The 26,333-nt window shown below is 48.1% G+C and carries 18 protein-coding genes; 13 read left to right on the top strand and 5 right to left on the bottom strand.

The features are described from left to right. Positions 1-5: 5 nt before the first annotated feature. Positions 6-902 carry a helix-turn-helix domain-containing protein gene (locus ACYVF1_RS02535; RefSeq protein ID WP_461075292.1) on the top strand — a complete coding sequence of 299 codons (897 nt, stop codon included), beginning with the start codon at positions 6-8 and terminating at the stop codon, positions 900-902. 250 nt (positions 903-1,152) lie between these two features. On the opposite strand, the gene ACYVF1_RS02530 is transcribed toward ACYVF1_RS02535, so the two are convergent. Together ACYVF1_RS02530 and ACYVF1_RS02525 are read right to left on the bottom strand one after the other, a co-directional pair. After that, positions 1,153-1,749 (bottom strand): IS3 family transposase, encoded by a 597-nt coding sequence (locus ACYVF1_RS02530; RefSeq protein ID WP_461077789.1) that lies wholly within the window; start codon positions 1,747-1,749, stop codon positions 1,153-1,155. Positions 1,750-2,050: 301 nt separating this feature from the next. After that, a complete protein-coding gene (locus ACYVF1_RS02525; RefSeq protein ID WP_461075290.1) occupies positions 2,051-2,416 on the bottom strand; it encodes a hypothetical protein in 366 nt (121 codons plus the stop codon). A 428-nt stretch (positions 2,417-2,844) separates the two neighbouring features. Between ACYVF1_RS02525 and ACYVF1_RS02520 the strand changes: the two genes are divergently transcribed. From ACYVF1_RS02520 to ACYVF1_RS02470, 11 genes are all read left to right on the top strand, one after another. Continuing rightward, complete coding sequence (locus ACYVF1_RS02520) at positions 2,845-5,448, top strand: NHL repeat-containing protein (RefSeq protein ID WP_461075288.1); 2,604 nt, start codon at positions 2,845-2,847, stop codon at positions 5,446-5,448. 461 nt (positions 5,449-5,909) lie between these two features. Continuing rightward, complete coding sequence (locus tag ACYVF1_RS02515) at positions 5,910-6,854, top strand: NAD-dependent epimerase/dehydratase family protein (protein ID WP_461075286.1); 945 nt, start codon at positions 5,910-5,912, stop codon at positions 6,852-6,854. A 295-nt stretch (positions 6,855-7,149) separates the two neighbouring features. Further along, positions 7,150-7,734 carry an RNA polymerase sigma factor gene (locus tag ACYVF1_RS02510; RefSeq protein WP_461075284.1) on the top strand — a complete coding sequence of 195 codons (585 nt, stop codon included), beginning with the start codon at positions 7,150-7,152 and terminating at the stop codon, positions 7,732-7,734. A gap of 198 nt (positions 7,735-7,932) precedes the next feature. Beyond that, a complete protein-coding gene (locus ACYVF1_RS02505; RefSeq protein WP_461075282.1) occupies positions 7,933-8,976 on the top strand; it encodes a FecR family protein in 1,044 nt (347 codons plus the stop codon). Between the two features lie 194 nt (positions 8,977-9,170). After that, positions 9,171-12,494 carry a TonB-dependent receptor gene (locus ACYVF1_RS02500; protein ID WP_461075280.1) on the top strand — a complete coding sequence of 1,108 codons (3,324 nt, stop codon included), beginning with the start codon at positions 9,171-9,173 and terminating at the stop codon, positions 12,492-12,494. Positions 12,495-12,514: 20 nt separating this feature from the next. Further along, a complete protein-coding gene (locus ACYVF1_RS02495) occupies positions 12,515-14,161 on the top strand; it encodes a RagB/SusD family nutrient uptake outer membrane protein (RefSeq protein WP_461075278.1) in 1,647 nt (548 codons plus the stop codon). Positions 14,162-14,394: 233 nt separating this feature from the next. Then, entirely contained in the window at positions 14,395-16,041 is a 1,647-nt protein-coding gene (locus ACYVF1_RS02490) for a glycoside hydrolase family 28 protein (protein ID WP_461075276.1), read from the top strand. A 7-nt stretch (positions 16,042-16,048) separates the two neighbouring features. Next, positions 16,049-16,807, top strand: coding sequence for a rhamnogalacturonan acetylesterase (locus ACYVF1_RS02485; RefSeq protein WP_461075274.1), 759 nt, complete (start codon positions 16,049-16,051; stop codon positions 16,805-16,807). A 283-nt stretch (positions 16,808-17,090) separates the two neighbouring features. Beyond that, on the top strand, positions 17,091-18,089 hold the full coding sequence (locus tag ACYVF1_RS02480) for a pectinesterase family protein (protein WP_461075272.1): 999 nt from the start codon (positions 17,091-17,093) through the stop codon (positions 18,087-18,089). Positions 18,090-18,099: 10 nt separating this feature from the next. Next, on the top strand, positions 18,100-19,800 hold the full coding sequence (locus ACYVF1_RS02475) for a glycoside hydrolase family 43 protein (protein WP_461075270.1): 1,701 nt from the start codon (positions 18,100-18,102) through the stop codon (positions 19,798-19,800). 74 nt (positions 19,801-19,874) lie between these two features. Continuing rightward, positions 19,875-20,828 carry an NHL repeat-containing protein gene (locus ACYVF1_RS02470; protein WP_461075268.1) on the top strand — a complete coding sequence of 318 codons (954 nt, stop codon included), beginning with the start codon at positions 19,875-19,877 and terminating at the stop codon, positions 20,826-20,828. Positions 20,829-20,862: 34 nt separating this feature from the next. On the opposite strand, the gene ACYVF1_RS02465 is transcribed toward ACYVF1_RS02470, so the two are convergent. Further along, on the bottom strand, positions 20,863-21,867 hold the full coding sequence (locus tag ACYVF1_RS02465) for an alpha/beta hydrolase fold domain-containing protein (protein ID WP_461075266.1): 1,005 nt from the start codon (positions 21,865-21,867) through the stop codon (positions 20,863-20,865). Between the two features lie 96 nt (positions 21,868-21,963). After that, a complete protein-coding gene (locus tag ACYVF1_RS02460; protein WP_461075264.1) occupies positions 21,964-22,527 on the bottom strand; it encodes an outer membrane beta-barrel protein in 564 nt (187 codons plus the stop codon). Between the two features lie 164 nt (positions 22,528-22,691). Here ACYVF1_RS02460 and ACYVF1_RS02455 point away from each other — a divergent pair, with 164 nt between their 5' ends. Further along, on the top strand, positions 22,692-24,710 hold the full coding sequence (locus ACYVF1_RS02455) for a M13 family metallopeptidase (protein WP_461075262.1): 2,019 nt from the start codon (positions 22,692-22,694) through the stop codon (positions 24,708-24,710). Positions 24,711-24,744: 34 nt separating this feature from the next. Here ACYVF1_RS02455 and garD read toward each other — a convergent pair whose 3' ends face one another. Then, positions 24,745-26,286: a galactarate dehydratase gene (gene garD, locus ACYVF1_RS02450; protein ID WP_461077787.1), complete on the bottom strand. Its 1,542-nt coding sequence runs from the start codon at positions 26,284-26,286 to the stop codon at positions 24,745-24,747. Positions 26,287-26,333 lie beyond the last annotated feature (47 nt).

Below are 26,333 nucleotides of genomic sequence, written 5' to 3'. Positions count from 1 at the left end.
ATAGTATGGATATGTTGCGCCAATTTGAGACCATAAGCGATTACAACGCATTTAATAACAATGAGACGCTTCACCCGCTGATTAGTGTGGTTGATTTGTCAAAAGCCGATCCTCGGCAAGGCTCCCGCATGTATTTTGGATTTTACACCATTTTTCTAAAAGATGTTAAGTGCGGGGATTTAGTCTACGGACGACATACATATGATTACCAGGAAGGAACCCTAGTGTTTATGGCACCTGGGCAGGTAGCTGGTATGAATAGTAATGGCGAAACGTATCAGCCCAAAGGCTATGCACTAGTCTTTCATCCCGATCTCATTCACGGGACTTCGCTAGGACGAACGATTCAGGAATACACCTTTTTTGGCTATCAATCCTTTGAATCGCTTCATTTATCCAGTCGGGAGCGAAGCATTGTGATGGACTGCTTTTCTAAGATCGAATACGAACTGGAGCATGCCATCGACAAGCATAGTAAACGCTTGATTGTGGCCAACGTCGAATTATTCCTGGGTTATTGCATGCGGTTTTACGACCGCCAATTCATTACCCGTATTACGGTCAATAAGGGCATTTTAGAACGGTTTGAGCAGTTATTGAACGAGTATTTTATGACCGATAAACCCCAACTGATTGGCTTGCCATCGGTGTCCTACTGCGCGGGTGAATTAAATTTATCCGCCAACTATTTTGGCGACCTAATCAAAAAAGAAACCGGCAAACCGGCTCAGGAATATATCCAAGCAAAAGTTATTGATGTCGCCAAGGAGCGAATTTTTGATCAACAGAAATCGGTTAGTCAAATCGCTTATGATTTAGGCTTTAAGTATCCTCAGCACTTTATCCGGCTCTTTAAACAACGAGTTGGCCAATCACCCAATGAATATAGGCTGCTAAACTAAAGCGAATAGGTATGCGATACATCAAAGAAAGCGTGAAACTTGACCGTCTCTGGAAACGCCCGTTTCCCCGAGACTGCCGCTATAATCAGTAAACAACACCTCACGAATTATCCCACAGTCTCAAATTGCCATCTCACAAAACAACGTCTCAAATTCATGTAGCGTCCTAAAATAAGTTTACAGTTTCGAAGTGAATTTATTAGTTCATGTTTAGAGTCCTACTATCCGTTTACAATATCTCAACCGAAATTTAGCTAGCAATTTCTAGCTTTACTTCCCTTTTCTTATAGTAATTTTTCCAGCGTCTTCGCAAATTACCCGTTTGCTGATGGGCTTGCTGTGGGGTCAGCATGTCACAACTGCTATGAGGTCGCAATGAATTGTAAATCAGGACAGCTTGGGCAATCCCTTTTCTAGCCATTGCTAGGGTGGGATAGTGATCGGCTAATAGCTCCGCTTTTAGTATCCCATTCACTCGTTCGGCAATAGCGTTCTCCAATGGATCTCCGCTTTGCGTCATGCTGATTTGGATGGTATTATCCTTTAAAAGATTGACATACTCCAGGCAACAATACTGCACGCCACGGTCGCTGTGGTGAATCAATCCACTCGTGTCCGGGCAGTCTTTCAAGGCCATAGACAAGGCCTTCAGACTACCCATCGCGCTCAAGGTCTCGGACACGCAGAAGCCGACGATTTTGCGGCTATAGGCGTCGGTCACTAAGCTCAGGTAAGCAAAGCCCTCACCGACCAGAACATAAACTATATCGCTCACCCATAGCGAATTAGGTGCTATGGGTACATACTCCCGTATTAGGTTTGGATACTTCCGCTTCGGCGGTCCGATTCTGCCAGTGATTCGAAAAGGTAGTTTGCACCCTTCGACGACGCTTTTTCACTAATAGCTTATGGGCTCGTAGCAAATCAAATAACGCATCTCGACCCAGCTTCAACTGGTGCTTTTGGACAAAATCCTGCATTAGCACCAGTAATTTTCTAGTGCCTAAGCGGGGCTGCTGAACGCGGTGGATCAACACTTGCTGAATAACCAGCTCGGCTTCGAAGCAGGCCTGGTTATTATTCTTCTGGAATTGATAAAATGCCTGCCTGCTATAACCAAGTAGTGCACACAACGCCGACAGGCTGTGTCACTTTTCGTTGTGCCTCACTTTTTCGACCGCTTGGTGCCGCACGGGCGGCCCCGCAAACTTTTTTCGGATCGGGACTTGCAGCTCATCCTCGGCAATATCGAGCATGGCGTTCAGCAGCTTATTTCGGAAGCGCTCCTGCTCCAAAAGCTTTTGGAGTTGCTCAACGCTTGCTGGTTGATTGGGTTTGGGCTTCATAGGATCTGAAGATAAGCCCACGCCTTTCAGTTTAGCCTGTTGTTGCGCTTGATACTTGAGCACACACCGATTTATTGTGGCTTTACTGATGCCATACTTTTTTTCCAGTTGCAGGTAGGTGCACCCACCCAGCAAGTATTCTCGTACTGCCTTTTGTCGTTTATTCATTTACAGCTCTTAACTGAGCTGTAAACCTATTTTAGGACATGACACATTTATAAAATAAAAAAAGGTCGGGGGAACCACCCACCCGACCCGATGAGCCGAGGGAACCACCCGCTCGGCTCTGACCAAACCAAGTAGCCAATAAAGGCCGCTAGATTGAAAAGCAAAATTACACACTAATTATCCAATAATTGCTCCTGCTCCTGGCTTCACTATTACGTAATCCACTCAGAAAACAGGGTTTTGATAAGGCATTTATTTTTCCATATTTTTAGTGTTCATAACCACATATTATCTGACTATCCCTAAATTATTGATTCATGCATCAATTTTTACGCGGTTTGCCATCGGTATGGTTTCTAATTCTCTTATTATCTTCAAAGACGACTTTTGCCCAGCGCATCAATACTGTAGCAGGCTCTAATGGGGGTGTGGGTACTGCTACGGCGGTGGCGATTGGTGATGCCGCTGCTGTAGTAGTAGATGGGAACGGGAATACTTACATCACTGATGGTATTAATAATCGCATCCGCAGGGTAACGCCCGCTGGAACCATTAGCACCATTGCGGGCAATGGAATTCAAGGTTATGGAGGTGATGGAGGCCCGGCCACCAACGCCAAACTCAACCATCCCGTTAAAATAGCGTTGGATGGAAGTGGTAATCTTTACATTGCTGATTCTGATAATCATCGCATTCGCAAAGTAACTCCAGGTGGAATAATCAGTACTGTAGCGGGCAATGGTAGTGCTGGCTTCAGTGGGGATGGAGGGACAGCTACAGCTGCTCAACTCTATCGTCCCTTTGGGATAGCAGTGGATAATAATGGCAACCTTTTTATCGCTGAGTACGTAAACCATCGTATTCGCAAAGTAACGTCGGACGGAATCATTAGCACAGTAGCAGGTAATGGTAATGCAGGCTACAGCGGTGATGGTGCTGCGGCAACTTCTGCCCAGCTCAAAAGTCCTTATGCAGTAGCAGTGGATGAAAATGGTAATCTTTACATCGCGGATTCTGGTAACCATTGCATCCGCAAGGTAACGTCAAATGGCCTTATCAACACGTTGACCGGCAACGGTATCGCTGGCTATAATGGGGATGGAATACTGGCTACCACTGCTCAGCTTAATTCTCCTCTTGGAGTTGCGTTGGATGGTAATGGAAATATTTTAATCGCGGATCGGTATAACCAGCGCATTCGCAAGGTGAGTCCAGACGGAATGATCAGCACCATAGCAGGCAACGGCATTGCTGGCTTTAGCGGAGATGGAGGCCAAGCCTCCAACGCCAAACTTAATGCTCCTTACACAGTAGCAACGGATATTAGCGGAAACCTCTTTATCGCTGATGTGTCTAACAATCGCATCCGCAAGGTCAGACCCGATGGGGTCATCAACACCATAGCGGGTAATGGCTTTGATCAATATAGTGGGGACGGGGGGCCAGCCACCAATGCACAACTTAACTATCCCAACGCAGTAGGAATAGATGGCAATGGGAACCTGTATATAGCTGATACAGGCAACGATTTCATTCGTAAAGTAACCCCAGGAGGTATTATTAGTAGCGTAACCTATTTTGATTTAGCTACAGGAATAGCGATAGACGGAAATAATATTCCCATTGTCGCTGATTACGGTAATCATTTTATTGGTAAGGTTTCCCCAGGGGGATATGTAGCCGTCGTAGCAGGTAACAGAAGTCCAGGTTACAGTGGAGACGGGGGGCCAGCCACCAATGCCCAGCTTGCTCAACCTTATGGAGTAGCTGCAGATGGAAATGGTAATTTCTATATTGCAGACCAAGCTAACAATCGTATTCGCAAAGTGAATTCAGCAGGTATTATCAATACCATCGCAGGGAATGGAACGCGGGGTTTTAGTGGAGATGGAGGCACAGCTACTGCTGCTCAACTCGATCTGCCTTGTGCAGTAGCGGTGGATGGAAATGGTAATATATACATCAGTGATCGAGTTAACCAGCGCATTCGTAAGGTAACCCCAGGAGGAATTATTAGCACCATAGCGGGCAATGGAATTCAAGGTTACGGAGGTGATGGAGGGCTGGCCACCAACGCCCAACTTAATGATCCTTATGGAATAGCGGTGGATGGTAGTGGCAATTTATATATTGCTGAGACAGGGAATCACCGCATTCGCAAAGTAAGCCCGCAGGGGATCATCAGCACTATAGCAGGTAATGGTAGCATTGGCTTCAGTGGAGATGGAGGACTATCTACAGCAGCCCAGCTCTATTTTCCATCAGGAATAACAGTGGATGGCAGCGGCAATCTATATATTGTGGATCGGAATAATGAACGAATTCGTAAGGTGACTCCCCCGGCCTTTGTCAACGTGAGCCCCACTAATCCGCCTGCTATATGTTCGGCCAGTCTATTGAACCTGACAGCTGTTGCCGCTAATTTCACCCCCTCTTCCTTTAGCTGGAGTAGCCAGCCTGCAGGCATTTCTGCAACAGGTGCTACATTACAGATAACAGCCCCAACAGTGAGTGTACCTACAGTCTATACCATAACCGTCACAGCTAGTGATGGAGTGGAAAGTCCAACAGCAAGTGTCATCCTAACCATTAATCCAACTCCTGTAGTGAGCCTATTGGCAAGTGATACATTAAACTGTACTCAGTCTAGCGTAACCCTAACTGCCGGAGGAGGTAATACGTATATATTCAGTGGGCCAGGAATCATGAGTCAATCAGGCAATCAGGCAGTAGTGAATCAGGCAGGTATTTACTTAGTAACTGCGACTAATGTTAATAGTTGTTCAGCCACGCAAACTACTACAGTCGAATCTAACCCTAACGCGCCTATGATTACCTTAAAGGCGGGAGACTGGACTGACCCAAGTGTTTGGTCATGTGGTCGATTTCCAGTCAACACAGATGAGGTGCAAATTAACCATGCCGTTAATTTACCAGACAGCTACGAGGGCAAAGCCTTACACATACAATATGGAACCAGCGGCCAGTTGCTATTCAATGCTAGTAGCCGTCTGCGAATAGGCTTACCATAGGCTCATTAGTCGCTATAGTTCGGTACATATTCCTAATGTCTATAATAGTTTCCGACTCACTCATTGTCTATTAATCCATGAAGGCAGCTTGTTTTCAGCCAAATGCACAAAGCCTTCACTACAACCCGTCAACTATTGACTAGCTATTTTACACAAGTTGAACTACCTATTGCAAATCCGTCAACTATTCCGTCAACTGCACAAAAATTCACTTGTAACTGACTGAATATCAGTACTATTTTTAATCCTTCGGGAGCACAAAAAACACAAAAACCTGCATAGACACCCTGTTTGTGCGGGTTTTTGTGTTTTTTGTGCCCTTCAATATGAAAAAAGTGCTAATCTGCGGTTATATAACTAAATAAAGCTTTCAAGAAACTCAGGAATAAATATCTTTTACTCGCAATTGCATCTGCGACTACTTTCATAGGCAGATAACCGCCTATCAAAACCATTTTCCTATGCGCATAGTCGTTATTGGTGGTACCGGCCATGTAGGTACCTTTCTGGTGCCCCGTTTGGTAGACGCTGGCCACCAGGTCATTTGTATCTGCCGTCAGCAACGAATTCCTTACCTGCCTCATGCGGCCTGGCAAAAGGTTCAGATGATAACACTGGATCGTAGCCAGCTTGAACAGCAGGGAAAGTTTAGCCAGGCCATAGCTGATTTGAATCCACAGGTAATTATTGACCTGATATGTTTTCAGCCCGATAGTGCCCAGCAGTTGGTAAATGATTTACAGGGCCGCCTGGAGCACTACCTTCACTGCGGCACTATGTGGGTCCACGGCCACAGTGTTGAAGTGCCTACCGACGAATCCCAGCCTCGTCACCCTTTTGGAGATTATGGCATTCAGAAAGCAGCTATTGAAGACTTTCTGCTGCATCAGGTCGATCAACGAAGTTTTCCTTCCACCATACTCCATCCTGGTCACTTGGTTGGCCCCGGCTGGTTACCTATCAACCCGGCCGGAAACCTAAACGCCACCGTGTTTTCGCAACTGGAACAAGGGCATGAAGTAACCCTACCTAACCTGGGTATGGAAACCTTACACCATGTACACGCCGACGATGTGGCTCTGGGTTTTATGCAGGCGCTGATTCATCGAGATCAGGCCGTGGGCGAAAGCTTTCATATTTTATCAGCCAAAGCATTAACTCTACGCGGTTATGCCGAATCGCTGGCAGCCTGGTACGGACAAGCAGCTAAATTACGGTTCGTCCCTTGGGAAGAATTTCGTCAACATGTAGCACCACAGGATGCTCACCTAACATGGGACCACATAGCGCACAGCCCTAATGGCAGTATTGAAAAAGCCCGTCGATTATTGAATTATCATCCCCGCTATAGCTCGCTACAAGCCATCCAGGAAGCTTTGAGCTGGCTAAAGAATCCGTCAACTTAGGTCAATGAAACAAGGCTCATAAAACGTATTGCTCTTGTTAAAATACAAAACTAAAATCATTCTTTCTTTTTGCGGCCTAGGTACTTAATTCGTCAATTATCTTTGTTAATGCCAAAAAATGGATCTTACTAAATTATTTGTAACGTTCCCGGCAACGATTGCATAAAAAATAGACAACTTTTGCTTGATAAATTTAAGTAATCTATTGAAGTTAATTGATAGTTATCCTTGACGTTCTTTTTTGCATAAAGAATACATTCTGGGAATAATTCAATATAAGTAAGTAGCTTCCTATATGCTCATAAATTTAAAATCGCTTCCGGACGAAATATTGCTCATCCGACTTCGAACGGGTGATGAAGCTGCTTTTCGGGAGATTTATTTGCGCTATTGGAAGAAGTTGTATGCGATCGCCCGTCGTAAAATTGAATCGCAGGATGCCGTCGAGGAATTACTACAGGATTTATTCCTGAAACTGTGGGAACGACGTGACAAATTACGCATTGAACAACTTGATGCTTACTTATTTACGGCAATTCGGTATGCCGTTATCAATCATATCAAATCGACGCTGATTCACGAGAAATACACTGAGTACGCTTACAGCCATTTACCCGAAGCTTCCTCAACCACGGACGAACAGATGGAGCTGAACGAATTAATGGCCGTAGTTGAGAAGCAAGTCAATGACCTTCCTGAAAAAACCCGCGAAATCTTTAAACTGAATCGTTTAGAATACCAATCCGTCAAGCAGATTTCGTCACATCTGAACGTACCGGAACGTACCGTTGAATACCATCTCAGCCAGGCAGTTAAAACGTTACGTACTTATCTGCGCTCCTATCTTTTGCCAAGTCTTCTTGTGCTGATTACCATGTGAGCGCGCGGCTAACGCGTGGGCCTTCAGCAATTGTCCTAAATCAATCCATTATCTATAGCTCACAACGTTTAGGATTATTTAAATAATATCAAGCCAAAATCGGTCATTTTATTATATTTTTTCTCTAACAAATAAAATTATTTGCGGTTCCTCACCAGTTGTTTGACTTAGGTAGTGTAAATCCTTCGCTACCGAACCATGAGTCGAAAGTCATTCAAAGAGCTTCTACAAAAATATCTTCGTGGAGAATGTACGCCGGAAGAGAAGGCATTTGTTGAGCATTGGTATGGCCTACTGGAAACCGAAACCAATGAATCTGGTCAGCAGCTCGATATGGACGTGTTGGAAGACCGTCTCTGGAATCGGATTCAGGATAAAATGGATACGGACGACGAGGATGAATCAACCCGGATTGTTCCGCTACGTACCATTTTGTTTCGCTGGATGGGCGTAGCAGCTTCACTCGTTCTGGTTGGCTGGTGGTACTTCGCACAGCGTTCTGATGCTACGTTGTCTCCCGCTAAAATTCTCACGGCTATTACGTCCAATCAGGAGGGCTGGATTGAGAAAACAAATGAGTCGGCACAGTCGATGACGGTCCGGTTAGAAGATGGAAGTACTGTCAATTTAAACGCTCATAGTTCGCTACGTTATCCTGAGCATTTCGCAGCTGACAAACGTACCGTTTACCTCACCGGTAATGCCTTTTTCGACGTAGCACGGATGCCATCGCGACCCTTCTATGTATACACTGGCAACGTAGTGACCAAAGTATTGGGAACGAGCTTTTATGTTCGTCATCAAGAGAATACGAAGCAGGTGCGGGTAGAGGTCGTAACGGGCCGAGTAGCGGTTTATGAAAAGAATACATCCGAAAAAACAACATCGAATGGCGTTGTATTAAGCCCAAATCAGGCTGCTACGTTCTTCGAAGAACAGCAGCATTTTGTAACGGGTCTGGTCGAAGCGCCACAGCTTATCAAAACGCCTGAAGCCGTAAAAAAGTCGGTGTCGTTCCAGTTCGACGATACGCCATTGGCCGACGTATTAACGCGACTCGAACAGGCTTACGGAATCAACATCGAAGTGGAGAGCGAGAGTCAGAATAATTGCCCGCTCACGGCCGACCTTACCAATCAGCCGCTTTACACGCAACTCGACATCATTTGTGCCGCCCTGAAATCAACCTACGAAGTTCAGGGGACTACCATCCTGGTCACTGGAAAAGGATGTGGCAACTAAATCTTTCATAAACAACCAATTAAATATAAACTATGACATAAAATCTCCATCCTCCCGACAATGTAAAAAGACGCTGGCTGTGCTTCCAACACAAACCAGCGCCCAATGAATCCCGCTTCGGGTAGACCGCGAATCTTGCCCCGAACAAAGGGATGATTTTGTCAAATGTCCATTTAACAAAAACCCTTAAAAGTATGAAAAAAAGAGAACCTGTACGTATAGATAACTCTCCAGGTAGGCAGGTTAAAACCCTTCTGTGGATTATGAAAATTTCGGCTGTTCAACTATTCCTGCTCATCGCCTGTGCGAGTTTAACGATGGCTTTCGACGGCCTCGGCCAGGAACTGATGAGTCGACCTGTTACCCTGAAAGTCGATGGGCAACGGCTACGTAACGTTTTGTCGCAAATTGAGCAGCAGACCTCAGCCCGATTTGTCTACAGCTCGAAAGCGGTGAACGTAGAGCGTCCCGTGACCATCAATTTCTCCGAAAAACGCCTGAACGAAGCACTCGACGAGTTGCTGAAACCAATGAAGCTGTCGTATCGCCTGGTTGGCGGGCAGATCGTTCTGGAAACCTACGCAGAACCACGAACGCAGGTTGACAACCCGACTACCGAAACAGCAGACCGCGTAGTATCGGGAACGGTAAAAGACGAGAAAAATGTGGGCTTGCCGGGCGTAAGCGTACTGGTGAAAGGCACAACGCGCGGGTCGACAACGGACGCCAACGGACTGTTTAAAATTTCGGTGCCGGATGGCAGCGGTACTACGTTGACATTTTCGTTTGTCGGTTACCAGAGCCAGGACGTAGTGGTGGGGAATCAATCAACCATTAACGTAACGATGGCGCCAGACGTGAGTGCCCTGGATGAAGTAGTGGTCATTGGCTACGGCGCCGTTCGCAAAAAAGATTTGACGGGTTCGGTAGTGCAGCTCAAAAGCGAGCAACTGAAAGAAGTGCCTACCGCCAACGTACTGGAAGCCGCGCAGGGTAAAATTGCCGGGGCCGACATTACGCGGAACAGTGGTCAAGCCGGTGCTGGCGTGAGCATCCGCATTCGTGGAAACCGCTCGATTGGTGGTAATAACGCGCCCCTGATTATCGTCGATGGAATTCAGTACAGCAACCTCGAAGACATCAACGCCAACGACATCGAAACGATGGACGTATTGAAAGATGCGTCGTCGATTGCGATTTACGGGTCACGGGGTGCCAACGGCGTTATTCTGATTACGACCAAAAAGGGAAAGTCGGGCAAACCGGATATTTCGTTCAACGCCTATTCGGGAATTTCGCAGGTGACCATGTATCCGAAAGCGATGGATATCAATGGGTTTCGTGACCTAAAACGGGAAGCCTGGCGGGCGGCTGGTGTCTGGAAAAGCCCCGCTGATGACGCGGCCATTTTCACGAACGTAGCGGAATATGACGCCTTACAGAAAGGCGTCTGGACTGATTACCAGAACGAGCTGATTCACAATGGTCTGCAACAGGATTATCAAATTGGTATTCGCGCCGGATCTGATCGTTTGAAATCATACGTATCGGTCGATTATTATAACGAAAAAGGGGTACTGAAGCTGGATGAGCTGAAACGCTACACGGGCCGTCTGAACGTCGATTACACCATCAACGACTGGATGAAAGTTGGTCTGTTGAGCCAGCTAACATACTATAACCAGAGCGTTCGTCGCGACCCGCTGAACCAGGCCAATAAAATCAGTCCGCTAGGTTCGCTGTATGATGCCAACGGTAACTTCAACTACATCATGCTGGATGGCCAGACAGCTAACCCGCTCTCGGACGAGCAGCCGAACGTGTTCAACAACTCTATCCTGACAACCCGGATTCTGACAAACGGCTACCTCGAACTGACCCCACTGAAAGGTCTGACGATACGTAGCACGGTGGGCGTTAACCTGGCGTCGATACGTAACGGTTCCTATGCGTCGCCAAAGTCCATCGACCGTTCGTTGACGGGCAAATCGCTCGCTACGTACAATGCCAGCAACAGCACCAGTCTGAACTGGGAGAACGTAGTAACGTATCAGCGGACCCTTGGCCAGCACGCGTTTACGCTCACGGGAATTGCCAGTTACATTGGCAACAGATCCGACGACGTAACGGCTTCGGGAGTAAACCAACTATTACCATCGCAGCTATTCTATTCACTAGGAAGTGCCACCGAGGAAATCAAAATCAATTCGTCCTATTCGCAGAACAATCTGATTTCATACGCTGCCCGCTTAAACTACGCCTTCCGCGACCGTTACCTACTCACGCTGACGGCGCGCGAAGATGGTTCGTCGAAACTGGCAACGGGTAACAAATGGACGTTCTTCCCGTCGGCAGCCTTCGCCTGGCGGATCATCGAAGAAGGATTCATGCAGGGCGTCAAAGGACTTAGTGACCTGAAAGTGCGGGCGAGCTACGGTATTGCAGGAAATGACCCATCGGGGCCGTATGCGACACAAACCACGTTAACGCGGCTGGCTTTTGGTTACGACGAAGTACCGGCACCTGCCTATACGTTTTCGCGTAACGTAGGGAACGCGGCATTGGGTTGGGAATTATCGAGCACAACGAACTTCGGCGTCGATTTTGGTCTGTTCAACGGTCGGCTCAATACGTCGATTGACTATTATGACACCCGCACGATGGACTTGCTGCTGGACCGCGGTTTACCACCAACAACGGGCGTAACAACGGTTAAACAGAACATCGGAAAAACGCGCAACCGGGGCTTTGAAGTCACGCTGGGAAGCACCAACATCCGTACATCGAACCTGACTTGGACCAGCAACGTAACGTTTACCCGGAACAAGGAAGAAATTACGGAACTGGTAACGGGCGGCAACGACATCGGCAACGGCTGGTTCATCGGCCAACCCATCAACGTTTTTTATGATTACGAAAAACTGGGTATCTGGCAAACGTCGGAGGCTGAAGCGGCCAAAGCTATTTCACCAACGCAACTGCCCGGCGAAATTAAAGTAAGAGACCAGAACAACGATGGTAAAATCGATGCGGTGAATGACCGGATCATTCTTGGAAATCCACGGCCAAAATGGAGTGGCGGTTTCGATAATACGGTCAAATTCAAAGGCTTCGACCTGAACGTATTCCTGTACGCCCGTGTCGGCCAGATGATCAACTCCGACCGTTCGGCCCGTTTCGATTCGCAGGGAGTTGGTAACAGTACAGCCGGCCTGGACTACTGGACGCCCGAAAATCCAACCAACGCCTATCCTCGCCCGAACAAAAACGGCGGTCTGAAATACCTCTCGACACTTGGGTACGTTGATGGTACGTTTGCCCGGATTCGGAACATCACGCTGGCGTACAACGTACCGGCTACGTTCCTTAAATCGAAAGTGATACGTGGCGTTCGGCTGTACGTAACGGGCAAAAACCTGTTCACCTTCACCAAGCTCAACTACGATCCGGAACGGGGTGGCTCGGAGAATTTCCCGATGACCAAACTGTATGTTTTTGGCTTGAACGTCAATCTATAACCCTTAATTCGGTACTAAACATGAAATCATTTTTGATCAATAAAACGGGGTTATTAGCCTTCTTCCTGCTCACGTTTACGTCGTGCAAGGACGTACTGGATGAATACAACCCCAGCGGCTTAACGGCCGAAACGGTTTACTCTACACCCGAAGGTTTTGAAACGCTGGTCAACGCGGCCTATACGTATCAGCGGTGGTGGTATGGCAAAGAGGAAGCCTATAACATCGCTGAAACCGGAACCGATATCTGGACGAGTGGTTCGGGAGAAGTTTACCGCGATTTAACTCAATACCTGAACCTACAGGGCAGTAATGCAGCCCTCACGAGTGAATGGCGTGAGTTTTATGCCGCCATCAATTTGTGTAATGGTGGTATCGCCCGAATCGATAAAGCGGGGCTTTCGGCTACGCTACGTCCGATTCGGGAGGGCGAACTTCGGTTTTTGCGGGCGTTCTATTACTGGCACATCGTTGAAACCTGGGGCGGGGTACATTTTACGACGCAGGAAACGAACGGTATTGTTTCGACAGCCAATCGCACGCCCGTTGAAACGTTTTATAATCAGATTTTCGAAGATCTGAAGTTCGCCGTTGCCAATCTCCCCGTTACGCAGCCGCAATACGGTAAAGTGACGAAAGGGGCGGCTCAGGCATTTCTGGCGCGTATGTACCTGACGCGGAACATGAACAAAGAAGCGCTCGAAATGGCACAGGCCGTCATCACCAGCAATACGTACAAGCTGGAAACCAACTACGCCGATCTCTGGAAAATGAGCAATCTGAAAACCAAAGAGGCCATTTACGTAGTGGATTACGCAGCTAATCTGGCCATCAACGACCTGGTAAACACTACGTTCAACCCCTACGGCCACAGCCGGGGCAGCAACAACGGGCATCTGCTCTTTCTGATGAAGTATGACGACCGGCCCGGTATGACACGCGACGTTGTTAACGGACGTCCGTTCAACCGCTATATGCCGACCCGTTTCCTGCTCGATCTGTACAGTGATAACGACGCCCGGTATGAAGGCTCGTTCATGGAAGTCTGGCTGGCGAATGCTACGTCGCGTCCGGCGGGGATGAACATTGGAGACACGGCGGTGTATTGCACCCGAAAAGAAATCCCCGACGCATTTGAAGCGACGCGCAAATACCAGACTTACGACCGTAGCAAAATTTACAACGCCAACGGAACGGTGAAAGATAACCTGCGCTACCCCACCCTGTCGAAGTTCATGGACCCCACGCGGGCGAACCTGAACGAAGCGCAGAGTGCACGCGATGTGTTCGTGATACGTCTGGCCGAAGTCTATATGATTGCGGCAGAAGCGCAGATGAAATTGGGTAATTTACAGGCTGCCGCTGATTATGTCAACGTGCTACGTACCCGCGCTGCTAAAGCGGGCAAATCAGCCGCCATGCAGATTACGCCAGCGCAGGTTACGCTCGATTTCATTCTGGACGAACGCGCCCGCGAACTGGCTGGCGAGCAAATACGCTGGTTTGATCTGAAACGTACCGGCAAGTTGATCGAACGTATCAAAGCTTACGCACCTGATAACGCCGTGAATTTGCAGGATTTCCACGTACAGCGTCCTATCCCGCAAACGCAATTGGATGCCGTGACAAACAAGACAGAATTTGCACAGAATCAAGGGTATCAATAGGGAAACACCGCAGCTCATGCGACCAACCTTGTAGGGTTAAAGCTCGTCACGTAGTGACCAAATGTTTATAGAGAACGAGGGGTAAGAATCACCTTCCGTCGCGTAGCGACCAAACAAATTAGCGTTGTTATTTGGTCGCTACGCGACGGGAAATAGATGGTGAAACATCTTATTGCTATTAACATTGGGTCGCTACGCGACGAAAAAGGCCGTCTATATTTTTATAAAATCTTATGCGAAAAAGACATCAATTACTCAGCGTTGCATTGTTAGCCCTAGCTCCGTTTGCTGCATCAGCCCAGACGTATAGCTGGACAAACCTCCCGAAAATAACGCAGCCAACGTTCCGCAAGGATACCGTATCCATTCTGGCGCACGGTGCCAAACCCGACGGCGTTACGTTGAATACCAAGGCAATCAATGCCGCCATTGCCGCCTGTAGTCAGAAAGGGGGTGGCGTGGTGCTGGTGCCGTCTGGTATCTGGATTACCGGGCCTGTTGAGCTTAAAAGCAACGTGAATCTGCACCTAAAAAAGTCTGCTACGTTGCTGTTTACGACCGATAAAAGTCAGTACGCGCTGGTTGAAGGTACGTACGAAGGCAAAAAAGCGGCTCGCAATCAGTCGCCTATTTCGGGGATCAATCTGGAGAACGTAGCGATTACGGGTCAGGGCATTATTGATGGCAATGGCGATGTCTGGCGGGCGGTTCACAAGAGTCAGTTGACCGAAGGCGAGTGGAAAGAAAAAGTGGCGTCGGGCGGGGTTTTGAAAGACGATGGAAAAACCTGGTATCCGAGCGAGCAGTTCAAGAAGGCCAGTACTGAAAATATGAGCATGCTGCTGGTCGATGGGAAGAAGCCGGCCGATTTTGCGAATATGAAGGATTTCCTGCGGCCAAATCTGATGGTGCTGACCAGTTGCAAAAGGGTGTTGCTAGAAGGCGTTACGTTCCAGAATTCACCGGCCTGGTGTCTGCATCCGCTGATGTGTCAGGATTTGACCATTCGGAACGTAACGACCAAGAATCCCGAATACGCCCACAACGGCGACGGAATGGATATCGAATCCTGCAAAAACTTCCTGATCGAAGGTTGTACGCTCGACGTGGGCGACGATGCCATTTGTATCAAATCGGGTAAAGACGAAGAGGGCCGTAAGCGCGGAATGCCCACCGAAAATGGCGTGATACGTAACAACACGGTCTACAACGGTCACGGCGGGTTTGTGGTTGGTAGCGAAATGAGTGGTGGGGCACGTAACATTTTCGTCTACAACTGCACGTTCATGGGCACCGATAAAGGTCTACGTTTCAAGTCAGTACGTGGTCGTGGCGGTGTAGTCGAACACATCTACGCGAAGGATATTTTCATGAAAGATATCGCGCAGGAAGCCATCTTCTTCGACATGTATTATTTCGTAAAATTCGCCACCGATGGCGAACGCGATATGAGACCCGTTGTAAATGAAGGCACGCCTATTTTTCGAAATATGCAGTTCGAAAATATCGTCTGCAACGGCGCGCAAAAAGGTATTTTTGTACGTGGACTTCCTGAAATGCCGATCCAGAATATTCGGATGGTGAACCTGACGCTCAAGACAGACAAAGGCGTTGAACTGATTGATGCACAGGGTATTGAAATTCGGAAAGCGCAGTTTATCACGCACGATACCAAGCCTGTAATTCTGGTCGATAACAGTAGCAAACTGACGTTCGACGCCATTCAATATAATCCACAGGCAAGCCTGTTGTTTTCAATCAATGGTGAACGTAGCCAGGATATTCAGGTGACGAATACCGACGTAACGAAAGCCCAGAACAAAGCCGAATTTGGCAAAGGAGCACTGGAAAAAAATCTGATGTTGTCATCCGTTAAATAAGATGAACATGACTCGTTTTCATACTACGTTGCTGCTAATTAGTCTATTGGTGTTTTCGGGATTTGCTACGTTACCCGGCAAAATCACGGTTTACCTGATCGGCGATTCAACCATGTCGATCAAGCAGGTGAAAGCATATCCTGAAACTGGCTGGGGAATGCCGTTTGCCTATTTCTTCGATGAAAGTGTAACAGTCGATAACCGCGCTCAGAACGGACGTAGCACGCGTACGTTTATCGAGGAAAAACGCTGGCAATCAGTCTCTGATAATCTGAAAGAAGGTGACTACGTGTTTATTCAGTTCGGCCATAACGACGAAGTGCCGACAAAAAAGAGCTATACAAACGAGGCCGATTTTCAGGCAAATCTGATTCGGTTTATTACTGAAAGTCGGGCTAAAAAAGCGATTCCGGTGCTTATTACGCCGGTTGCACGTCGCAAATTCGACGATGCTGGAAAAATTGAAGGTACGCACAATGCTTATTCTAAACTGGTTCGTACTGTCGCCAAAGATCAAACTACTCCCTTGATTGATTTAGACACCCAAAGCCAGCAGCTATTGCAGCAGCTTGGCCCCGAAACCTCGAAGCTTTTATTCCTTCATCTGGCTCCCGGCGAGCACCCCAACCATCCACAGGGCAAAGAAGATAATACCCATTTCAGTGAATTGGGTGGCCGGCGAATGGCCGAAATCGTACTGGCGAACATCCGGTCGCTCAAGCTTGATCTGGCCGACCGGATCGTTAAACCGGAAAGCGTTAAGTAGAACGTCTTATTGCTTTGTTAAAAAATTTTGGCTCGTGTAGATTTTAACTTATTGGGGTTTGTATTTCGTCGCGTAGCGACCTAATGTTTGTAGAAAATGTGAGTTCAATAAGTCCATCCGTCGCGTAGCGACCTAACAAAACGAATAGGGTTAGGTCGCTACGCGACGGATCACGAGGAGGAGATGGTTAACTATAGACATCAGGTCGCTACGCGATGAAATACAAACCCCGACAAGATTAAATCTACGGGGAGTTAGAATGGTTTTACATTCTCTTTTACAAATGAAAAAACTGCTTCTGCTTTTTTACTTACTAGTTTATACAAATGCCGCCTGGAGCCAGACCCTATCTGCTACGTCCTCAGTGACCTTTACTGTAGCTCAGGACGGTAGCGGCAATTACAAAACCATTCAGGAAGCCGTAAATAACTTCCGCGACCACATGCAGGTGCGTGTTACGTTGTTTGTGAAAAACGGTACGTATGCCGAAAAACTGGTCATTCCGTCCCAGAAACCCAACATTCACATCATCGGCGAAAGCAAGGAAGGCGTCATTATTACGGGCGATGATTATTCGGGGAAAGCGTATCCCGGCGGCAAAGACTTAACTGGCAGCAGCAAATTCAGTACGTATACATCCTACGTAGTGCTGGTCGATGCGCCGGACATTATTCTGGAAAATCTGACGATACGTAACACGGCCGGACGGGTAGGCCAGGCGGTGGCGTTGCACGTAGAAGGCGACCGGTTTGTCTGTAGAAATTGCGTATTGCTGGGCAATCAGGATACGCTGTACGCAGCCGCTGAAGGTAGTCGGCAGTATTACGAGAACTGCTACGTCGAGGGAACGACGGATTTTATTTTCGGGAAATCGATTGCGGTTTTTCAGTCGTGTACCATCAAAAACTTATCGGATTCATTCATCACCGCAGCCGCTACGCCCAATTACCAGAAATACGGCTTTGTTTTCCTCGACTGCAAACTCATCGCCGATCCATCCGTCAAGAAGGCGTATCTCGGCCGGCCGTGGCGACCGCAGTCGAAAACGGTTTTTATACGTACCGCTATCGGTAGACATATTTTGCCCGTCGGTTGGGATAACTGGGGCAATGCCGACAACGAAAAAACGGTTCTCTATGCCGAATATGGCAGTACCGGAGCCGGTGGCGATACGTCGAAACGGGCGGGCTGGTCGAAGCAGCTTTCGGCGAAGGACGCTAAAGAATATACACTGACGAACATCTTTTCTGCCCAATCGGCCTGGAATCCCAAGGCTCACTAATCTCGCTGTTATGAATTCGTTACCACTCGTTGGTTTATTCTGTCTATCAACGTTTTCGGCTGTTGCGCAAACCGCTAAACCGAAAACTGCTACGTTGCCCACTACGTCCTACGTATCGAAAGTGTGGGTGTCGGATTTGGGAAATGGTACGTATAAAAACCCGGTTTTGCATGCCGATTATTCTGATCCCGATGCCTGTCGGGCGGGGGAGGATTTTTATATGGTGGCGTCAAGCTTCGACGCCATACCGGGGTTGCCGATTCTGCATTCGAAAGACTTGGTGAACTGGACGCTCATTGGTCATGCGCTGAAGCGTCAGCCGCCGTTCGAGCATTTCGAGAAAACGCAGCATGGCAATGGCGTTTGGGCACCCGCGATACGTTATTACAACAACGAATTCTACATCTACTACCCCGATCCTGATTTCGGCATTTATCTAACCAAAGCCAACAATCCGGCTGGTCCCTGGTCAGAGCCGGTTTTGGTGGAAGGCGGCAAAGGGCTGATTGACCCGTGCCCACTCTGGGATGATAACGGACAGGTTTATCTGGTACATGGCTGGGCGGGTAGTCGGGCCGGTATCAAAAGTGTGATTACCGTTAAAAAGCTTAACGCCGAAGGCTCCAAAGTGATTGACGAGGGCGTCATTGTCTACGACGGGCACGAAACTGACCCGACGATTGAAGGCCCTAAATTTTACAAACGTAACGGTTACTATTACATTTTCGCACCAGCGGGCGGTGTGCCTACGGGCTGGCAACTAGTGCTACGTTCGAAAAATATTTACGGTCCTTATGAACGAAAAGTAGTGATGGATCAGGGGAAATCGCCCATCAATGGGCCGCACCAAGGCGCCTGGGTCGATACGTCGCCGGTCAATGGAAAGTCTGAAGACTGGTTTCTGCATTTTCAGGACAAGGAAGCCTACGGGCGCGTAGTCCACCTGCAACCGATGAAATGGGTGAACGACTGGCCCGTTATTGGTATCGATACTAACGACGATGGCAAAGGCGAGCCCGTACTGACATACAAAAAACCGGCTCACTCCGGCGGACCGATTGGCAAAACCTATCCCACTAGTACCCCGCCTGAATCGGATGAGTTCGACGGTACTACGTTAGGTTTACAGTGGCAATGGCAGGCTAATCCCAAAGGCATTTGGCACACCATGAGCAAGCAGGGATTTTTGCGGCTGTACTCTTATAAAGTGCCCGACGACGCCAAAAACAACTGGGACGTACCGAATCTGTTACTCCAGAAATTTCCGGCCGAACGGTTCATGGCGACTACGAAGCTGACGTTTAAGCCGAATCCGAAGCTGGAAAACGAACGTACTGGTTTGATTATCATGGGACAGAGTTACGCCAATCTCATTCTGAAAAGCGCGAAAGATGGAATCAGTCTGGTGTATGGCGTTTGCAAAAAAGCGTCGGATGGAAAGCCCGAAGTTGAAACGGTTATTGCCAAAGTGAATGCTGGTAATCCAATCTACCTGCGTGTAGAAGTGGTTGAGGGAGCGAAATGCCAGTTTAGCTATAGTCTTGACGGGCAAAGTTTTACAAAAACCGGCGAATCGTTTCAGGCTGAAGTTGGCCGCTGGATTGGTGCCAAGCTGGGCATTTTCTGCACGCGTACTACGCAAATTAATGACTCCGGTTATGCCGACTTCGACTGGTTCCGGGTGGAGCCGATACAAGGAGTAAATCCCTAATTTCCAAGTTTATAAATCTAGCTAGTATACATTTAGACGTAGCAGTCTTTTTGGTATAAAAACGCTTTCAACGCATGACAAAACCACGTATCATCAGGTTGTTTTCAGCCCTGTTTCTGCTGATTTCGATGGAAAGTTTCGCGCAGCCTTCCTCTGGCAGTTACCCTTCTCGGCAGATGCTGTTACGTGATGAAGGACTTTCTAAATTGAATTATATCGACTTGGCTCATCCGGAACGAAACTACTACGTATCGGTTCCGGCGGGCCGCGATCTGCAACTGGTTGGACAGGGACGGGTGATGATCGGTACGGGTAAGGGCTACGAAGAGCGGGATATTAAAACAGGCGCTAAAGTAGCCGAAGTTGCTACGTTCGATGGAACCATTGTCGCCCGTCGTTTGCGTAATGGTAACACGATGCTGGTTGGCCTGAACTGGCAGGACAAAAAAGGTATCGTATTACTTGAGCTAGACCAGAACCAGAAAATTCAGCGAACGGTTAACTACCCAGATTTCAACTACGTTCGGCTGATTCGGGAAATGATAAACGGCAATTTTCTGATTACCTCCAACGACCGGGTTTTTGAAGGAAAGCCCGATGGCTCAATCATTTGGCAGGCGCAGCTTACTAAACAGGCCAAAGCGCAGCATGCGTGGCAGGCGCAGCGATTAGGCAACGGCCAAACACTGGTGAGTGGTGGTTTTTCGGCTAATTTTCAGCGTTTTGATCAGAAAGGTGCTTTTGTAGATAGTATCAGCGGACCGCCCGTCGTAAATCCTTATTTTTTCTCCGGTTTTCAAATCCTGAAGAATGGAAATTGGGTAGTCGCTAATTGGCAGGGGCACGGTCCCGATCACGGAACGAGCGGAACCCAGATTCTGGAATATACACCCGCCGGAAAGCTGGTCTGGTCGTGGAAACAGGACGCCAGGCAACAGTCGTCTATACAGGGTGTTTTGGTGCTGGATGGTCTGGATTTGAATCGATTACATGTTGAAGATGCCCAGGGCCGATTAGTATCGAATTAACCGACTTAATAGCCATTGAATTGATAATGCTGGCTCATTTTGTCGGCGTAACTAGTGTCCGGTTCAAAAAATCGTTGATGTAAGCTAATGTTGGCGTAAACCACGGATTGAAAAACAGGAACGTATGGGGCGCATCCGGAAACGTGTGAACCTCAGAATACGTACCAAATGGTTTCAGTTTGGCAATCAGATCGTCACGGCCGCCGTGCATCCGATCGACAGAACTATTCAGGAATAAAATGGGTGGCGTTTGCCTGTCGATGTGATTCAGCGCCGACGCTTCCTGCCATAAATCGGGACGCTGTGTTTTGGAATAACCGAACCAGTACGTTGCCGCTGACGTTGACTTGGAATCATCGCCCTCTCCCGATTCGGGATGAATAAAAGCGAGCACCCCGTCAATATCGACAATGGCCTGAACGGCGCTTGAGAATTTTGCATTGCCACCAGTACCTTCAAATTGAGGATTTTTGTTTGTGGTACCCACCAACGCGGCTAACTGTCCACCCGCCGAAAAACCAAGCACAGCAATCCGGTTGGGATCAACAGCGTATTTCTTCGCATTGGCCCGAACCCAGCGGATGGCGGCTTTAATATCATGGACTGCGGCTGGATATAGAGCTTCCGTTGATAAACGATATTCGACTGGAATAGCTACAAATCCTCTGGCAGCCAGTTGCCCGGCCATCGTGTTGTTATGCGAACGGTCGCCGGAACGCCAGCCGCCACCGTGAATCATGATCACAGCCGGACGAGTTTTCCCGGAAACGGCTGGCTGCGCATAGATATCCAACTTCAGGTTTCTTCCAGCACTGGGCGTACTATACGTAACGGCTTTATCAATACGTACTCCGGCTGGCAGCGTTGAATCGGCCAGGGTGATTTCAGGGTGAATTTTCTTCTCGCGCAGGTAAGAACCCTGTACCGTAAACGACGTATCACGACCGCCACTCGGTTTTAGCTGAGCGCAGACAACGGTTACCGGTAGAGTGAGGCCAACTAGCAGTGTAGCTGATTTTGCGAAATGAATGTGAATCATGCCGAGCTGATTTTGACATCTGATGAAGAATATCAAACGCTTTTTAGAGAAGTTTAAAAGTAAATCCCCTAGCTCAAAAAACGCCTATAACGCCCATTATTTTAGTTTATAATTAACGCCAATGCTGGTCTGCCAACGGTTGTAAGAAGGGGTCAAATCAGACGACGGAAGCCAGCTTCGTTCACCAACGGCCTCAACAGACAAGCGCTTGCCTACGTGATATTGGGCGCCGATCCCGGCATTGGTTTGCCAATTATTGTTGCGCGTACCGTTTACAGATCGTAAGTCGGATGGGTCGAAGCGATCATACGTAGTTTGCCCGTAGGTAGCCCCTACCTGCCCAAACAAGGTAAAGCGGTTGGTTTTCACGTAATAATAGCGGGTCGATGCGCCTGCGCCCAGGTACGTTATGCTGTAAGTCGATTTGGCTTTCATGTACCGTCCAGTAACCGCCACCGATAATTTATCGCTGAGGAAATAATGAACCTGGGGCGAAACGGACGTAGTGGTAGGATAATTGCCCCGATACCCATGACCCGCACTTAACCCCAGCACTACGTTTCCCTTTTTCAATGGATTTTGCTGCTTATTGTCAGCTTGTTTTTGCGCTTTTCCGGCAAGAGGTGCTATCAGACAAAGGAGTAAAATACAGGGCTTCATTAGCGATACAGCTTGTTTGCCTGATAGATACCGGATCGGGCAAGACAGTTGGCAGACGTAACGAATTTTAAGCCTTTTTAACAGACGAAAGCAACGAGTTGAACAGTTGAAAATTGAGACAGCCTGATAAATCGGCCCGGTGAACTTGCTTATCTTGCAAGATCATGAAAACACTTCTATATCTGTCGTTAACGCTGTTGCTGGCAGCAGCCTGTCAGCGAGTTTCTATTCCGACTACAAAGCGCGTGGTCATAACAGGAGTTGATGCGTCAAAAAAGCCTGGTGATGACTTCTTTACGTTTGCCAACGGTATTTGGTACGATACCGCCCGCATACCAGCTTCCCAAACTGGCGTGGGCTCTTATTCCTTTTTGAATTACCCGCAACGCATTCGGTTGCAGGCGATTCTGGACAGCGTTTCGGCGAAACAGAATCCGCCCGGCAGTCTCGAACAGAAAGTGGGCGATTTTTACGCGTCCGGTATGGACACAACTTCTATTAACAAACGTGGGTACGAACCCATCAAGCCTTTGCTCGGCCGAATTGACGCCATTACGGACGCTGCTACGTTGCTGAAACTGGTGACTGACGAACAAAAGGTTGGCAATGAGTCCATCATTGGTTTTTACGTCGGGCCCGACGACAAGCAGAGTACGATCAACATTGCTCAGTTTTCCCAAACCGGCATCGGCCTGCCCGAAAAAGCGTATTATTTCAAGACCGATTCGTCGACTCGCTCCATCCAAACTGCATACAAAAACTACCTTACCCGTCTGTTTGAATTGACAGGTGTAGAAGCAGCGGCTGCCGCGAAAAATGCAACCACTACGTATAATATTGAAAAACAATTTGCCAACGTTCACCGAACCAATATTGAACTGAGAGATGTAAAGGCAAATTACAATAAACTGGCCATCAGCGAATTGTCGAAGAAACAACCTACACTAAACTGGACGACCTTATTAAATGATCTGGGCGTAAAGGCCGACTCCGTCAACGTAGGACAACCCGCTTATTACGAAAAGCTGAACAGGATGCTGGATTCGGTTTCTGTTCAGGATTGGAAGGTCTATTTAAAAGCCCACGCGCTGACCAATTACGCCAATTTCCTGAGCCAGCCGTTTGTTGATGCTTCGTTTGCGTACGCCAAAATCCTGACCGGCCAGGCGGTTAAGAAATCAAGAGCTGAAGAAATGACACAGGCTGTCGATCGATCGATTGGGCAGGCGCTGGCTCAGTTATACGTAAAAAAATACTTCCCGGAAGAAGCCAGAAAACGGATGGCCGTTCTGGTGGATAACCTTAAAAAAGCCTTTGAAGCACGTATCAGCCGCCTGGATTGGATGAGCGATTCGACCAAGGCAAAAGCCAAAGACAAACTATACGCCTTCTCGCAGAAAATCGGTTATCCGGACAAATGGCAGGACTACTCGAAGGTGAATATAAAACGAGATGCCTATTTCGAGAATCGATTGTCGGCCACGAAGAATGATTATCTCGATCGAGTCGCTAAAGTAGGACAGCCTGTCGACCGAACCGAATGGCATACAACCCCACCCACGGTGACGGCGTATAATAATCCTCCACTCAATGAAATAGTCTTTCCGGCGGGCATTTTACAGCCTCCTTATTTCGATGTGAATGCCGACGATGCGTTGAATTACGGCGGCATCGGCATGGTGATTGGTCACGAAATTACCCACTCGTTCGACGACCAGGGCGCTCAATACGATAAATTCGGCAACGTAACAGACTGGTGGACAAAAGGGGACTATGCCAAATTCAAAGCGAAAACCCAACAGGTGATTGACCAGTACAATAAGTTTACCGTACTGGATTCGGTACACGTAAAAGGAGCTTTGACCGTGGGCGAAAATACCGCCGATATTGCAGGGGTCGCAATTGCATACGACGCCTTTAAACTGACCGAACAAGGCAAAGACACGACGAAACTGGACGGTTTTACGCCTGATCAACGGTTTTTCATTTCGATAGCCCGTATCTGGCGCGTAAAAACGCGCGATGCGTACATGGGCATGTATGTTAACACCAATCCGCACTCCCCGGCCAAGTGGCGCGTAAACGGGCCGCTGATGAACTTCACGCCGTTTTACAAAGCCTTTAATGTGCAACCCGGCGACAAAATGTACAAACCCGAAAGTAATCGGATAACTGTTTGGTAATGACAAAAAACTAGCCCGTTAACGTAGCATTTCGCTACGTTAACGGGCCGGGATTGAACAGGACTAAATCATTATAGATACCAAGCTTATCGGTTGCTACTTTTTTAGTTCCGCTCGCTACGTCGAGAATCAGATGAAATAATTCCCACCCCATTTCTTCGATGGTTTTCGTGCCAAAGGCAATCGGGCCAGCATCAAAATCGATCAAATCATGCCATCTGTTAGCCAGTTTTGAGTTAGAGCTTACTTTCAGCACCGGCACCATCGCCAGACCGTAAGGGGTACCCCGGCCTGTGATGAATACGTGCATATTCATTCCAGCGGCTAACTGGAGCGTTCCGCAAACAAAATCGCTGGCTGGAGTAGCCACAAAATTTAGGCCTTTCTTACGAATTTTTTCACCCGGAGCTATTACGTCGACAATCGGGCTCGTACCTGATTTGGCCACCGATCCGAGAGCCTTTTCCACAATATTACTCAACCCTCCGCCTTTATTACCGGGGGTCGTATTGGCGCTACGATCTGCCCTACCCTGCTGTAAATAAGCATCATACCACGCCATTTCGTCCTTAAGTGCCTGTGCTACGTTCGCGTCGACTGCTCTTGGCACCAGTAGATGAATGGCGTCTCGTACTTCGGTCACTTCGGAGAAAAATACCGTTCCGCCGGCTCGCACAATCAAATCGGCCGCAAAACCCGAAACTGGATTGCCCGTCAGCCCCGAAAAGGCGTCGCTTCCGCCACATTGCATGCCCACCACCAGATCAGAAGCTGGGCAGGTAGTACGTTTGCGCTGATTTAGCTTTTGCAGGTGTTTTTCGGCTAGCTGCATAATGCCATCGACCATGTCGCCAAATCCTTCGAAGGCTTCATCCTGCAAATACAGAATTGAACTATCCGCTGGATTTTGACTAGTAGGCAACAATCGCTCAGGGCGTAGTTTTTCGCAACCCAGGCCGATAATCATGATTTCGCCACCAAAATTTGGGTTTTGCGCGATGTGCTGGATGGTACGAATGGGTACAATGGCGGCCGGAGCGTCAATGGCGATACCGCAACCGTAACTGTGATTAAACGCCACTACGTCATCCACATTGGGGTAAAGCGGTAATAATTCCTGCTTGATTTTCCGACAGATAAAATCGGTAATGCCCGCTACGCACTGCACACTCGTTGTGATTCCCAGTACGTTCTTAGTGCCCGCACTCCCATCCGGATTTTTATAGCCCTGAAATGTATAGCCTTCCAGCGGTTCTATTTCGTAAGGACTTTTCTGGACGTACTGAATATCGTTCAAATCTGGCGGTTGCGGCAGGCTAATGGTACGTTCGTTAACCCAACTTCCCGCTTTTATGGACTGATTAGCGTAACCAATCACTTGCCCGTAACGTACCACTTCATCACCTTCCTGAAACGATTTAAGGGCTACTTTATGCCCCATCGGAATTGGCTCTTCGAGTACGATTCCATGTAGCACAACAGTGCCCCGATCTAATCCCGATGGATTAGCGACGATTGCTACGTTGTCGTCAGGGGTGGTTTTTAGTAGGGTATTTTGGGTTGTCAACGTCTCCATCACGACGAATGTACTCGGTTAAATGTACTGAGGCTCTGCTTAAAAGT

This window comes from Spirosoma flavus (assembly GCF_054778555.1).
The sequence above is the reverse complement of the archived record's forward strand: the minus strand, read 5'-3'. Positions and strand labels throughout refer to the sequence as shown.

Coding starts and splice junctions, on each gene's coding strand:
- ACYVF1_RS02485 (WP_461075274.1), top strand. CDS start 16,049: ATGACTCGTTTTCATACTACGTTGCTGCTAATTAGTCTATTGGTGTTT.
- garD (WP_461077787.1), bottom strand. CDS start 26,286: ATGGAGACGTTGACAACCCAAAATACCCTACTAAAAACCACCCCTGAC.
- ACYVF1_RS02465 (WP_461075266.1), bottom strand. CDS start 21,867: ATGATTCACATTCATTTCGCAAAATCAGCTACACTGCTAGTTGGCCTC.
- ACYVF1_RS02460 (WP_461075264.1), bottom strand. CDS start 22,527: ATGAAGCCCTGTATTTTACTCCTTTGTCTGATAGCACCTCTTGCCGGA.
- ACYVF1_RS02475 (WP_461075270.1), top strand. CDS start 18,100: ATGAATTCGTTACCACTCGTTGGTTTATTCTGTCTATCAACGTTTTCG.
- ACYVF1_RS02515 (WP_461075286.1), top strand. CDS start 5,910: ATGCGCATAGTCGTTATTGGTGGTACCGGCCATGTAGGTACCTTTCTG.
- ACYVF1_RS02525 (WP_461075290.1), bottom strand. CDS start 2,416: ATGAATAAACGACAAAAGGCAGTACGAGAATACTTGCTGGGTGGGTGC.
- ACYVF1_RS02455 (WP_461075262.1), top strand. CDS start 22,692: ATGAAAACACTTCTATATCTGTCGTTAACGCTGTTGCTGGCAGCAGCC.
- ACYVF1_RS02505 (WP_461075282.1), top strand. CDS start 7,933: ATGAGTCGAAAGTCATTCAAAGAGCTTCTACAAAAATATCTTCGTGGA.
- ACYVF1_RS02500 (WP_461075280.1), top strand. CDS start 9,171: ATGAAAAAAAGAGAACCTGTACGTATAGATAACTCTCCAGGTAGGCAG.
- ACYVF1_RS02495 (WP_461075278.1), top strand. CDS start 12,515: ATGAAATCATTTTTGATCAATAAAACGGGGTTATTAGCCTTCTTCCTG.
- ACYVF1_RS02510 (WP_461075284.1), top strand. CDS start 7,150: ATGCTCATAAATTTAAAATCGCTTCCGGACGAAATATTGCTCATCCGA.
- ACYVF1_RS02470 (WP_461075268.1), top strand. CDS start 19,875: ATGACAAAACCACGTATCATCAGGTTGTTTTCAGCCCTGTTTCTGCTG.
- ACYVF1_RS02480 (WP_461075272.1), top strand. CDS start 17,091: ATGAAAAAACTGCTTCTGCTTTTTTACTTACTAGTTTATACAAATGCC.
- ACYVF1_RS02490 (WP_461075276.1), top strand. CDS start 14,395: ATGCGAAAAAGACATCAATTACTCAGCGTTGCATTGTTAGCCCTAGCT.
- ACYVF1_RS02535 (WP_461075292.1), top strand. CDS start 6: ATGGATATGTTGCGCCAATTTGAGACCATAAGCGATTACAACGCATTT.